The organism is Halomonas profundus, from assembly GCF_020865425.1.
In the GTDB taxonomy this organism is placed as follows: domain Bacteria; phylum Pseudomonadota; class Gammaproteobacteria; order Pseudomonadales; family Halomonadaceae; genus Vreelandella; species Vreelandella titanicae.
Map to the genome: position 1 here is coordinate 1,645,686 of NZ_CP086344.1, position 12,484 is coordinate 1,658,169.

The 12,484-nt window shown below is 52.6% G+C and carries 12 protein-coding genes and 1 pseudogene; all 13 read left to right on the forward strand.

Annotation, left to right across the window (positions count from 1 at the left end; translation table 11 throughout):
* The first annotated feature begins 6 nt into the window (after positions 1-6).
* The 13 genes and pseudogenes from LMS44_RS07405 to LMS44_RS07465 all read left to right on the forward strand — a co-directional run bounded on the left by LMS44_RS07405 (position 7) and on the right by LMS44_RS07465 (position 12,483).
* Entirely contained in the window at positions 7-1,233 is a 1,227-nt protein-coding gene (locus LMS44_RS07405) for a response regulator (protein WP_498947174.1), read from the forward strand.
* Positions 1,230-2,027, forward strand: coding sequence for a sulfite exporter TauE/SafE family protein (locus tag LMS44_RS07410; protein ID WP_498947175.1), 798 nt, complete (start codon positions 1,230-1,232; stop codon positions 2,025-2,027). The genes LMS44_RS07405 and LMS44_RS07410 overlap by 4 nt, the downstream gene beginning before the upstream one ends.
* A gap of 225 nt (positions 2,028-2,252) precedes the next feature.
* The gene (lgt, locus tag LMS44_RS07415) at positions 2,253-3,041 is read left to right on the forward strand and encodes a prolipoprotein diacylglyceryl transferase (RefSeq protein WP_498947176.1); all 789 of its coding nucleotides are present in this window, start codon (positions 2,253-2,255) and stop codon (positions 3,039-3,041) included.
* A 123-nt stretch (positions 3,042-3,164) separates the two neighbouring features.
* The gene (locus LMS44_RS07420; protein ID WP_022519678.1) at positions 3,165-3,464 is read left to right on the forward strand and encodes a nucleotidyltransferase domain-containing protein; all 300 of its coding nucleotides are present in this window, start codon (positions 3,165-3,167) and stop codon (positions 3,462-3,464) included.
* Positions 3,461-3,979 carry a hypothetical protein gene (locus tag LMS44_RS07425; protein ID WP_498947177.1) on the forward strand — a complete coding sequence of 173 codons (519 nt, stop codon included), beginning with the start codon at positions 3,461-3,463 and terminating at the stop codon, positions 3,977-3,979. Before LMS44_RS07420 ends, LMS44_RS07425 begins: the two co-directional genes overlap by 4 nt.
* A 386-nt stretch (positions 3,980-4,365) precedes the next feature.
* Entirely contained in the window at positions 4,366-5,139 is a 774-nt protein-coding gene (locus tag LMS44_RS07430) for a thymidylate synthase (protein ID WP_498947291.1), read from the forward strand.
* Positions 5,136-5,693 carry a dihydrofolate reductase gene (locus LMS44_RS07435; RefSeq protein ID WP_498947178.1) on the forward strand — a complete coding sequence of 186 codons (558 nt, stop codon included), beginning with the start codon at positions 5,136-5,138 and terminating at the stop codon, positions 5,691-5,693. Before LMS44_RS07430 ends, LMS44_RS07435 begins: the two co-directional genes overlap by 4 nt.
* A 20-nt stretch (positions 5,694-5,713) precedes the next feature.
* Positions 5,714-6,514, forward strand: coding sequence for a ProQ/FINO family protein (locus LMS44_RS07440; RefSeq protein WP_230805940.1), 801 nt, complete (start codon positions 5,714-5,716; stop codon positions 6,512-6,514).
* 264 nt (positions 6,515-6,778) lie between these two features.
* On the forward strand, positions 6,779-7,849 hold the full coding sequence (locus LMS44_RS07445) for a porin (protein WP_230805938.1): 1,071 nt from the start codon (positions 6,779-6,781) through the stop codon (positions 7,847-7,849).
* 238 nt (positions 7,850-8,087) lie between these two features.
* A pseudogene (locus tag LMS44_RS07450) lies at positions 8,088-9,117 on the forward strand (porin).
* Between the two features lie 272 nt (positions 9,118-9,389).
* Positions 9,390-9,797, forward strand: coding sequence for an RT0821/Lpp0805 family surface protein (locus LMS44_RS07455; protein WP_089691503.1), 408 nt, complete (start codon positions 9,390-9,392; stop codon positions 9,795-9,797).
* Positions 9,797-11,530, forward strand: a complete 1,734-nt coding sequence (locus tag LMS44_RS07460) for a polysaccharide biosynthesis/export family protein (RefSeq protein WP_498947179.1) — start codon at positions 9,797-9,799, stop codon at positions 11,528-11,530. The genes LMS44_RS07455 and LMS44_RS07460 overlap by 1 nt, the downstream gene beginning before the upstream one ends.
* Before the next feature lie 140 nt (positions 11,531-11,670).
* On the forward strand, positions 11,671-12,483 hold the full coding sequence (locus tag LMS44_RS07465; protein WP_498947180.1) for an ABC transporter permease: 813 nt from the start codon (positions 11,671-11,673) through the stop codon (positions 12,481-12,483).
* The last annotated feature ends 1 nt before the right edge of the window (position 12,484 follow it).

Here is a 12,484-nt window from a genome sequence, read left to right on the forward strand (position 1 = left end):
GAGATCATGCAGCGCTATCAAAGGGAGCACTTTTGGAATGCCATTGTTTGGCCTCTGCTGTGGCCACTGCTGCTTGTGCAAGCAGCATTAATCGTGCTCTGCGTGGTGGTTGGCGCCATGATGTGGTGGATGTCGCCCAGCTACGTCTCTTGGAGCACCATGTTGTGGCTAATGGCGGCGCTGCTTATCGGCAGCAGTTTGAATGTCGGCGCCTTCCTGATGTTGGTTAAAGCGCATGCTCGGCGTCAAGATAATCGCTTTATGCAAGAACTCACCGAACTTGAACGGCACAGTCAAGCACTATGCGCTACCGCTGCGCGTTCACTGCCCGAGCATAAATGTTCCCCGCCGGATGTCGCTGACGAATCTCATCTACCCCTTCAGCGGCTGGCCAGCGTTAATGAAATCCTCGCCGGTCTTGAGCGCTGCATGCACTGCTCCCAAGTGGCCACTGCCGCTACTAAGAACACCCGGCAGGAGCATGAGCAAACCCTGCTGGACGATCTTCAGCACCAGCAACGGCAGCTCAAGCACTTGATCGCCGGTCGTGAAAGGGCGCGGGAAGAGTCACGATTAAAATCAGGCTACTTAACGCTGCTGCAGCGTGAAACGGATAGCTTGTTAGACCATTTAAACAGCATGGCTGATAAAGAAATTACCGATAGCTGTCGGCAAAATGTCATGGAAGTGTATGAGCATGTATCGGATATCCGCGCGCTACTGACCAATCTTGTTCAACAAAGCGCTGATGAGAGAATTGAGTCAGGTTCTGGGCAAGGCTCTTTGAGCGGTGAGGCACAAGGGGGAAGTGGTGATCGCCCGGGGGCACCGCGCACTTTACGCGTATTGGTCGTCGACGACGGACCGGTAAATTTGATGCTGGCCCGGCAGATGCTGGAAACCCAAGGCTTACAGGTGGAAGGCGCTAGCAGCGGTGAACAGGCGTTGGAACGCCAGCAAAACGCGATCTTTGATCTGGTATTTATGGATATTTTTATGCCTACTCTGGACGGGCTCGAAACCACCCGGCGCTGGCGCGAGTACGAGCGCAACCATGGCGGTAGCCAAAGCGTGCTGGTCGCACTAACGGCCAACGTCGACAATGCCGGGCGCGATGCTTGTCTGGCGGCCGGTATGGATGACTTACTTGCCAAGCCTTACCAACCCCAAACCCTCATGAATATGATTGCTCACTGGTTTCCAGGCACAGTTAAAGCGGCCCCATCTGAATGACCATCGTCACGGCGCTATCGATTTATTTAACCTTAGGCGCCGTTGCCGGCACCATGGCAGGCGTATTTGGGGTGGGCGGTGGGCTTATTATCGTTCCTGTATTGGTGTTTGCGTTTGGTCTGCAGAACATCGCCTCTGAAATTGCCATGCATTTAGCCATTGGTACTTCTCTCGCCACCATTCTCGTCACCGGTTCATCGTCCACCCTTGGCCATTATCGACGCGGCAGCATTCACCGTGGGTGGCTTAAAGCGCTGCTGCCTGGCTTAGTATTAGGTTCCATCGCTGGGGCGTTTATTGCCGACAACCTCTCCGGCACGGCGCTGGGAACTATGTTTGGCATCTTTGTTCTACTCATTGCCGCTAAAATGGTGTTTGGATTAACGCCTAAGCAGGGCAGTGCCTCACCCGGCAAATGGATAATGACGCTCGCCGGTGGCGCGATCGGCGCTGTTTCAGCACTGTTCGGGATTGGCGGAGGCGCCATGACAGTGCCGCTACTATCACGCTGTGGTGCCAGCATGACTCAAGCGGTGGGCACGGCAGCGGCCGTAGGGCTACCCATCGCGCTGGTGGGGGCTCTGGCGTTTATCGTGGTGGGCTGGGGTAATCCGCTGCTGCCTGCCTGGACGACTGGCTTTGTTATGTGGCCAGCGTTTTTCAGTATCGTGGTCACCAGCGTTCCATTTGCCCGCTTAGGCGTTAAACTTGCCCATGTTTTGCCCGCTCATGTGCTACGTCTCTCCTTCGCGTTACTGCTGGCAGTGGTAGGGGTGCGTTTCCTGCTCACCTAGGGTTTGTACGAAAAGTCGGCGAGCGAAGACTAGACAAGGCAAAAATCAACGAGAAAAGGACCGGGCTCGCGCTCGAGTTTACGGGGTGTAAATGAGCATTTCGAGGCGATTTTTAACGCAGTATTGTCGAGTGCAGGCAGTTTTCGTACAAAGCCTAGTCTGTGACCGTTTTACGTGCTGAGTGGGCGTCTTGCATATTTCCTTTGGTCAGATTAGAGAATGTAAATGATTAATTACCCAACGATTGACCCAGTGGCTATCTCCTTGGGGCCGCTGCAAGTCCATTGGTATGGCCTGATGTATGTGGTGGGATTTGTCGCCGCCTGGTGGCTTGGCTGTCGGCGCGCATCGCGTATTGGCCTCAATAATGACGATATTGGTGATTTGCTCTTCTACTGTGCCATCGGTGTCGTGGCGGGTGGGCGCTTAGGGTACGCGCTGTTCTACGGGCTAGGGCAGTGGACAGCCGACCCGCTGTGGATCTTCCGCGTATGGGATGGCGGCATGAGCTTTCACGGCGGCCTACTCGGGGTACTCCTCGCCGCCTGGATATTCGCTCGGCGTAAGCAGTTGGCTTTTTTAACGCTCACCGACTTTATCGCTCCTCTGGTGCCGATTGGCTTGGGGGCCGGGCGTATCGGTAACTTTATTAATCATGAGCTACCGGGCCGCATGACCTCGCTTCCTTGGGGCATGCCGTTTCCCGGCATGGGGCCTGAGCCGCGCCATCCATCAGCACTCTACGAGGCGTTGTTAGAAGGCGTCGTGCTGTTCGTCATTCTGTGGTGGGTCTCCGCCAAGCCGACCGCACGAGGCTTTTTATCCGGGCTGTTTTTAGTCTGCTACGGCGTATTCCGTTTTATGGTCGAATTTGTCCGCATGCCCGACGCCCACATCGGCTTTATCGCCTTCGGCTGGGTCACCATGGGCATGCTGCTCTCGCTCCCCATGATCGCGCTGGGCCTCGTCATCATCGCCTGGTCACGCTCCCAGCCAGTGGATGTTAAGGTTTGATGGGGTCATAGAGCCTTGCCTGATTCAGTTGGAAATAGCGGTATTACGTCAGGTTGTCATTAGAACCTATTGGGAAATAGTTGTTCATGACAAAGCCAAATTGAGTTAATACAGAGGTGTGGTATGAGACTCAGTGAAGAGCAGAAAGCTATCGTAAAGCAGGTAGGCCAGGAAGTTTTCGGTAATAATGTTCAGCTTGCGCTCTTTGGTTCCCGCTTAAACGACCATGTCAAGGGCGGGGACATCGACATTTTAGTCAAGAGTGACAAGCCAATGACGGGCAAAATGATCAAGATGTTGACCATGACGGCTCGGTTACAGATGCGCCTGGGCGACCAGCCAATCGACATATTGATTTATGATCCAGAAACACCCTTGTCACCTGTGTATGAGCAAGCGCTTACTAATGGAGAGCTAATATGAGTGGTCTTCTTCCGGTTGAGCGCTTCGTGGCGACGCTTAGCATAGTAAAGCGCGAAGGGAATCACTTAGCATACAGTTGGCTTACGCTATTTGCTGAAGGGAAGCTGATTACCCAAACATGGGTAGAGGTGCTAGACGAACAGCCAGAAGAGGCGGTTCTTTTAGAAGCTTTCGTTTCCAGGTTTGGCCGAATGCAAGATACGTTAGCCGACAAGTTATTACCTCGCTGGTTACAGGCGCTTGCGGAAAAGCCGGGAAGCCAAATTGAAACACTAAACCGGGCTGAGCGCTTAGGTGTAGTAGAAAGTGTTGAAAGGTGGCTGATTGCCAGAAAACTTCGTAACCAGTTGGTTCATGAGTACATGGAAAATGCATGCGAGTTTGCAGAGGCGATCAATATTGCGCGAGATTCGAGTCTTATGCTTATGGATACCTATAACCAGCTTCACAATTATGCTGAAAGTAAAATGGCCTTAGCTGATTTGCCGGGGTTGTTGGATTTACCTAATAGCTAGTGTTCTTGGAAGGTGAAGGAACTCAACTATCTGATAATTGGGGGAGTACACCAGCGGGTGCCTCAAACGCTCGCTGAACTCGTACGGGGATGTGCACTCGCTCGCTTTCGGTGGTGTGATTACGTACCGCAGCCATATCATAATGTGCACAGTACATTGGATCCCCCGTATTCATGTGCATGCGAGATTTAGTAGCGCGTGGTAAGCGAAGCGCACCCGCGAAAGCATCGCGAAGCGGTGCCGGGGTTAACTGGATAACGCTAACAGGCCGGCACCGCTAGACCGGGCAGCTATGGGCGCCTAGAATAAACCGCTACATCGCCTGTTAATTTGGAAATTCTGTGACTGCACCAACGCCCGCGCTTGAGCAACCCTATTTAGACTTGATGCAAACCGTTTTGGAGCATGGCGTTGACCGCCACGACCGTACAGGCGTCGGCACGCGCTCCGTGTTTGGCCATCAAATGCGCTTTGATTTATCGCGTGGTTTTCCACTACTGACCACCAAAAAGCTCCACCTGCGCTCGATTATTCACGAACTCCTGTGGTTCCTGAAAGGCGACACCAACATCGCCTACCTAAAAGAGAACGGCGTGCGGATTTGGGACGAGTGGGCGGATGAAAACGGCGATCTAGGCCCCGTTTACGGCTATCAGTGGCGCAGCTGGCCCGACCCCAAAGGTGGCAGCGTTGACCAAATTGCCAAGGTGCTCGGTCAAATTCGCACCACACCTCAATCCCGCCGCCTGATTGTTTCTGCATGGAACCCAGCCCAGGTCGATGAAATGCAGCTACCACCGTGCCACTGCCTGTTCCAGTTCTACGTGGCCAATGGCAAGCTGTCGTGCCAGCTCTATCAGCGCAGCGCCGACATTTTCCTCGGTGTGCCGTTTAATATCGCCAGCTACGCCTTACTACTGACCATGGTCGCCCAGGTAACCGGCCTGCAGCCGGGTGAGTTTATCCACACCCTAGGCGATGCGCACCTGTACAGTAACCACCTTGAACAGGCCAAAGAACAGCTATCGCGTACGCCTAAAGCGCCGCCTAAACTGGTGCTCAACCCAGAGATAGGCGACCTGTTCGCATTCCGTTTTGAAGACATTCACATTGACGCTTACGAGGCGCACCCGCACATCAAGGCCGAGGTAGCGGTATGAGCCAGCAAAACGTTACGAGTAACCAAAACGGCGCTTTCGATTCTCTGGTGCCGGTGGCAATGATCGTTGCCATGGCTAAAAATCGTGTGATCGGCGTAGACGGCAAGTTACCCTGGTACCTGCCCGAAGATTTAAAGTTCTTCAAGCGCATCACCCAGGCAAAACCGCTGGTCATGGGGCGTAAAACCTACGCTTCCATTGGCAAGCCGCTGCCTAATCGGCTTAATGTCGTTGTCACCCGCAACGCCGAGTTTTCCCACGAAGGCGTACGCGTGTGCCATGACCTGCCCGCAGCGCTAGAGCTAGCCGACCAGCACGCCACCATAGAGGCGGCAGAAGAGATCATGGTAATGGGAGGCGGAGAAATCTACCGCCAGGCGCTTCCCTTTGCCCAGCGGCTTTACATAACGGAAGTGGACATAGAGGTAGAAGGCGACGCAACGTTTCCTGACTTCGACCCCAGCGAGTGGCAAGAAGTACAGCGCGTAGCGGGGCAGCCAGCAGAAGGGCAGCCAAGTTATGATTTCGTCGTTTACGAGCGCATCGCCGACTAAAAAGGGCAAAGGAGAAGGCTATGGCCGCCAGCTTAATGAATATATTAGATGATTTAGAAGCGCGTCTTGAACGCACACAAGCTGAGCTACATGCCCTGCGTGAAGAAAACCAGCGGCTAAAGCAGCAATTGGCATTGAAAAACGCCCAATCGCAAAGCGAGCCAAGCTCCGAAGCCACGACTACAATAGACACTGAAATACATAGCGAAGAAGCTGTCGATGCAAAAGTTCTCGACCCAAAAGCGCCTGAAACGCCAGATCAGGCCGAGCCAGAAGAAGCCAAGCCAGTAGAAACAGTGCTAGAAGAAAAAGGTGAATTATCGGCTACCGCTGAAACGGCCAAAGCGCCTTCGCCGCATGCCCTGCTGAATCAATGGTACGAGCGCTACCCCAAGGCGTTTTTTAAAGGCCACACAAAGCCCTTAAAAGTTGGTATTCATCAACAGCTTGCAGAGCGCGAAGAGTGGCCTAATAAGCTAATTCGTCGAGCCTTAGCCAACTACGTGAACCTCCCGCGCTATATAAAAGCAGTGCGCGAGGGTGCCGAACGGGTAGATTTGGATGGCCAACCCGCAGGTAAGGTCGATAAAGAAGCGGCGCGACACGCAGCAGAAAAACGCGGTGAGAAGAAAGAAGGAGGGCAGCCCAAAAAAGCGCAACCTAAACCATCGCCTGCCGCTAAAAACACCCGTCAAGAAAAACCGAAACAGCCTGATTTAGCGCAGGATGCAGAACCGAAGGCAGGAAAAGGCGAGCCGCGTAAGTCGCTTAGCTTGGAAGACAAATTGTTAGATTTACAGCAGAAATTCAAAGGCCGCTGAGACCGGGCCCAGCAGCAGGGGTTCCATAAAAAAGCACAAATAGTAAGAAAACACTGTTTTTTTCTATTGCGTTCCCTGGAGTCCCGGTATAGAGTTTGTTCTGCGAGCATTGGACTATAACAAGGCTTAGTTGAGGACATGCCGCATACCATCGGGAAAAACCGATGGATGGCAAAAGAGCATGGCCCGCAAAAGCCAACTGCCAACTTATTAAGAGTTGAGCAGCAACGATCGAAACAGTATACGAGTTAAGGAACTTACATCATGAAAAAGACACTTTTAGCGACTGCTATCGTTGGCGCCCTGGGTGCCTCTGCTGCAGCCCAAGCTGCAACCGTTTATGACCAGGATGGCACCAGGCTTGACGTCTATGGCCGTATCGCCATGGGTGTTGCTGGTGGCGGCCCTGAGTACAACGGTGGCGGCGAAAAAATCAACAACGACGCTGAGTTCGTAGATGTTTACTCACGTCTTGGTCTGCGCATGAGCCACGAAGTTTCACGTGACCTGACTGCTTTCGGTCGTGTTGAGTGGCGTTTCGACGGTGACGAGCGTACCGGCCCTAGCGGTAATGGCAACAGCGGTTTCAAAGAAGTTCGTCAGAGCTACATCGGCTTGCAAAGCGACCAGTTCGGTACTTTCCAAGCAGGTAATTTCGACAGCTTCTACAACCAGTTCGTTTCCAAGCCGTTCGATTGGGAAATTGATCGCGGTTTAGAGTTTGCTGGTCACCCGAAGCAGTCGCGTGGCGACTCTATCGGTTACTACACGCCTGACCTGAGCGGCTTCACTGCCTTCTTGCAGCTGAAACACTATAGCGAGCGCGGCCTGACTGAAGCGGAAGAAACTTCTGAAGGTGACGTAATCGCACCGCAAGGTGGTGTTCGTTACGCACAAGGCCCTGTAACTGTAGGTCTGGGTTTTGTTGAAGACGTTGCACGTGGCGGCGGTAACGCTGAAATGTTGTACGGTCTGATCGGTTCTTACGATATTACTGACCAGTTCTCTGCTCGCTTGGGTTACGAAACTCGCGACGATAACAACCTTCGTGGTGGTGGTTACGACACAGTTGGCCTAGGTGGTACTTTCACCACTGGTCCTTGGGCATTTGCTGCTGACGTCTACGACGTAGATCCTGACAACGGCGACAGCCGCACTTCTTGGGCCCTGGGTTCTTACTATAAAGTTTCCAGCAACTTTGATGTGTTCCTAGAGCTGCAGCAAGCTGACCAGCCGTCTATCGACGTTACCGTCGGCGGTGGCAGTGGCATCGATGTTGAGCGCGCTGATGGCGACGACATGTATTGGCTGACAGGCGCTCGTTACCACTTCTAAGCCTGGTTTAATTACCACGCATGAAGGGTTAACTGCCTAGCAGAACCAAATAGAACCGGCCTCTTTAGAGGCCGGTTTTTTTTTGCATTTTTGTCAATAATATTTATTAATACAAATAAGAACTGTTTTCCTTTAAAGCCAACTTGATATTGTATAACATTGTTTCGCTGCATATAGCTGAGAATAGCTGAATAGCTAAAGCAGCTAACAAAATTAGCGTATCAAGGGATTATTTCTAATGCAGAAGAAGCAGTTAGCGGTGGTTGTAGCCGGCCTGTTAAGTATTTCCTCGGTTCAAGCCACAACACTTTATGATCAGGACGGCACGAAACTGGATATTTACGGCCGTATCTCCATGGGGATTGCAGGGGGTGGCCCTGAGTTTGATAGCGCTGGCAATAAAGTGGATGACGGCGCGGAATTTATTGATGTTTACTCCCGCCTAGGGTTTCGAATGAGTCACAAGGTCACATCAGATCTAGCTAGACGCCTTTGGTCGCTTAGAGTGGCGATTTACCGGTGATGAACGCAATACTGACCAGGGTTTTAATGAAATTCGTCAGAGCTATATCGGCTTGGCAAGTAAACAGTACGGCACGCTGCAAGCAGGTAACTTCGATAGCCTCTACTACCAATTTGTATCGGCACCGTTTGATGTATATCTCGACCGTGGCCTGCTTTTCAATTCAACCGGGCTGCAGTCGCGAGGCGATTCGATAGGCTACTACACGCCTGAGTTAAACGGCTTCACCTCTTTCCTCCAAGTTAAGCACTACAGCGAGCGCGGATTAACGGCTGCAGAGCAGAGTAGTGAAGGTGAAGTTGTTGCCGCGCAAGGTGGTATTCGCTATCAGCAAGGCCCACTCAAAGTCGGGTTTGGTGCAGTGGAAAACGTAGTGCGTGGTGGTGGCAGTGGAAATGGCGAAATGCTGTATGGCCTTATTGGGACATACTCGCTATCTGATCAGCTATCAATGCGCTTAGGTGTTGAGACTCAAGACAACAGCGATACTTATGGCAAAGGGTTCGAAACGGTCGGCCTAGGTGGTACCTACTCCACAGGGCCCTGGGCTTTTACCGCAGATTACTACAATGTAGACCGTGACGAAGGCGAGGAGAGTAACGCCTGGGCTGCAGGCGCTTACTATAAAGTCACCAGTGCATTTGACGTGTTCGTAGAGCTAGCCGATGGTGATGCGCCAAGCATGCGGAAAGAAAGTTCGGCAGACAGGACATATTGGCTGACAGGCGCACGTTATCACTTCTAACGTCGTTTTAAAGAATTTGTTTATATCAAAACGGCCACATTTATGTGGCCGTTTTTTTTGCTTTTCAATGGCTGTTATTCTCACAATAAGAATGAATAGGTTGTACAAGAGCTGTCTATGTAGAGCCGCTGGCGGTATTCCCCTACAATGGGCGGCTGGCAAAAGTGCTTTGCGCTTGTGCCAACCACTTTCATCCACCCAGAGAAGTAGGGCAAGGGAATACGCCCGTTATAATCCCTGGGCGGTAGCGTGCCTTTTATTTGGAAATAACTATGTCGATATCTCAACGTTCAGTGGTCTCTCCAGCACGCATGCTGCTGGCAGCGCTGAGTTTAGCCGTGGTGAGTGGTTGTGCCTCGTACCCCTCCAGCTCAGCTCAGCAAGAAGCGCAGTATGTATTGAATAACGACCCGGCCACCTTGCTGCAAGACGACAACCTCAATGGCTTTTTAACACAAGCGCCCGCAGGTGCCGTGATTAATGTTTCAGACAGCCCATGGGGTAATAATGTCGAGATTGTGGCTGACGCCGCCTACCTTGCCGCCAGTGGGCGCGAGTGTCGCAAGCTAAGAGTAGTAGCCGTCGACTCCAATAACGCGCGTTCTGCACTCGTCTGCAAAACACCCAATGGTTGGGTTAATCAACGCGTTGTGGCACAAACAACACAGGGGCGCAATTAATGAAAGTGACCACACTGCTTGACCGCGCTACGCTAAATCGCTCGTTAGCCGTTGCTTCCATAGCGCTTGTCGGCGTTTTTGCAGTGCCCAACACATGGGCGCAGGCGCTAAGCCTTTCCGACAGCATTCTACCTGAGCAGGCTAACCAGCAAGGCAGCCTACAGCAGCAAGAAGTCAATGATACGCCCCGAGCCAACTGGGATAGCGGTACATATGGCCCAGTTTCGCCCAAGGTACAAGATCCCGATGCGCTACCGCCATTTGGCGCCAACTTATTCACAGGTGGGTTTCGTGGCGCGATGGGGGATGGTCTCAACCCTGATTACCGGATTAAGCCCGGCGACCAAGTCACGGTTCGCGCCTGGGGCGCATTTGAACTTGATCGCGTGTTACCCGTCGACGCCCAAGGAAATATTTTCATTCCTGGCTCAGGGCCGCTCAAAGTAGAAGGGCAGAGCAGCCAACAAGTTGATGCCAGCGTGCGTCAAGCCATTACCTCGGTATACCCAGATAACGTCCAGGTCTATACCAACCTGCAAGGTGTGCAGCCCGTAGCCGTCTACGTCACAGGCTATGTTGAAAACCCCGGCCGTTACGCGGGCACACCCAACGACTCCCTGCTCTATTTTCTAGATCAGTCCGGCGGTATAGATCAAGACCTGGGCAGTTATCGCCAAATTCGTGTAATGCGCGACGGTCGCAATGTCGCCACCGTCGACCTCTATGACTTCTTGATCAACGGCAATATACCCCGCCCGCAATTTCAAGATGGCGACACCATCGTAGTCGAAGAGCGTGGCCCCGCAATTGCGGTAGGTGGAGATGTTCACCGTGAATACCGTTATGAAATGACAGGCAACAGTTTGAGTGGCGCTGAGCTGGTGAATCTAGCGCGGTTAAGAAGCGGTGTTTCACACGTTTTGCTACGTGGTGACCGTGAAGAAGGACCTATTGCTCAATACTTCCCCATTGATATGTTTGCCGGTCAAACGATCCGCAGCGGCGACGAAGTGCTGTTTAGCTCAGATAAGCGCAGTGAAACCATCGTTGTGGAAGTAGAAGGCAGCTATTACGGCCCTTCACGGTACGCACTGCCGCGGGATGCTCGTTTAAGCGAATTACTAGACGCCATCGCCGTGCCCGAAAACATGACCGCCGTAGAAAGCATCTCAATAAAGCGTGAAAGTGTTAAAGAGCAGCAAGCGCAGTCCCTGGAAGAGAGCCTACGCCGTCTAGAGACCACCTACCTAGGCGCACCCTCCAGCACCAATGAAGAAGCGCAGATTCGTGTTCAAGAAGCGGAGCTGATTCAGGACTTCATCTCTCGTGCCAGTGAGTTAGAGCCCAGTGGCCGTTTAGTCGTCGCTTACGATGGCCGTATTTCCGATATTCGCCTGCAGGATGGTGATGTAGTCACTATTCCGGAAGTGAGTGACTCCATGCTGATAAGTGGTGAAGTGCTTGTGCCCCAAGCCGCTGTTTATCGCCCAGGTATGAGCGTGATCGATTACATTGAAGGCGCAGGCGGCTTCACTGACCGTGCAGATGACGACCATATTCTTGTGGTACGTCAGAATGGTGCTGTCGAGAACGCCCGCAATGTTAATTTACGCCCAGGCGATGAAATCCTCGTCATGCCCGCGGCACCCACGCACAACCTTCAGCTAGCCTCTACGATAACGCAGATCCTCTACCAGATTGCCGTAGCAACCAGAGTAGCGGTTGATCTGTAATAGGAGAAGGGTGAGGAGTTAGGGGGCTGGAGTGAAGAGTAAGGAGTGAGGGGTGAAGAAAGCCCCTCTCACACTTCACAATTTACACCTCACCCCTCACCTCTCACCCCTTACACCTCACTTATTCAAGAAGTAGCGCTATGGATAACGTAAACAGCGGCCCACGGCGGAGTGCACGAACACCGTGGCAAGTCACGCGCAGCGTGTGGTACGCCATGTTCATGCGCGAAGCCATTTCGCGCACCATGTCAGACCGCATGGGCTGGTTTTGGATGGTCTTCGAGCCAGTCGCTTTGGTCGCCATTATGGTAGGCATTCGTAGCTTTATTCGTGGCGACCGCCTGGTAGTGAATGCCGAATTTATCCCTTGGATGATTACGGGCTTAATGGGCTTTTTTCTAGTGCGGGAAGGAATGATGCGGGGGATGGGCGCCATTAATGGCAACAAAGCCCTGTTCGCTTACCGGCAAGTGCTGCCCGTAGACTCCGTTCTAGTGCGCAACTTTTTAGAAGGCATGCTGCGTAGCTTTATCTTCCTGATATTCATAGGCGGCGGATTGATGCTGGGGCTGGACATGTATCCAGATAATGCTCTTCGAGTGATGGCTGCTTGGTTTTCGTTATGGAGTCTAGGGCTTGGTTTAGGGTTGGTAACCTCGGTCGCGGCCACCTTGGTACCCGAGCTTGGCCGGGTGATAACCATGCTCTCTTTACCACTGCTAATAATTTCTGGGGTGATCTTACCGCTAAATTCATTGCCCCACTGGTTGCTGGAATACTTGATGCTCAACCCAATACCGCACGGCCTCGAAACCCTGCGCCTGGGCTTTTTTGACAAGTACCAAGTCGTCCAGGGCACCAGCATGCTCTACCTCTGGCTCTTTACATTTACGCTAATCGCCCTGGGGCTATTGATGCACCTGCGCTTTATTGATCGATTGAAGGCACAATAAA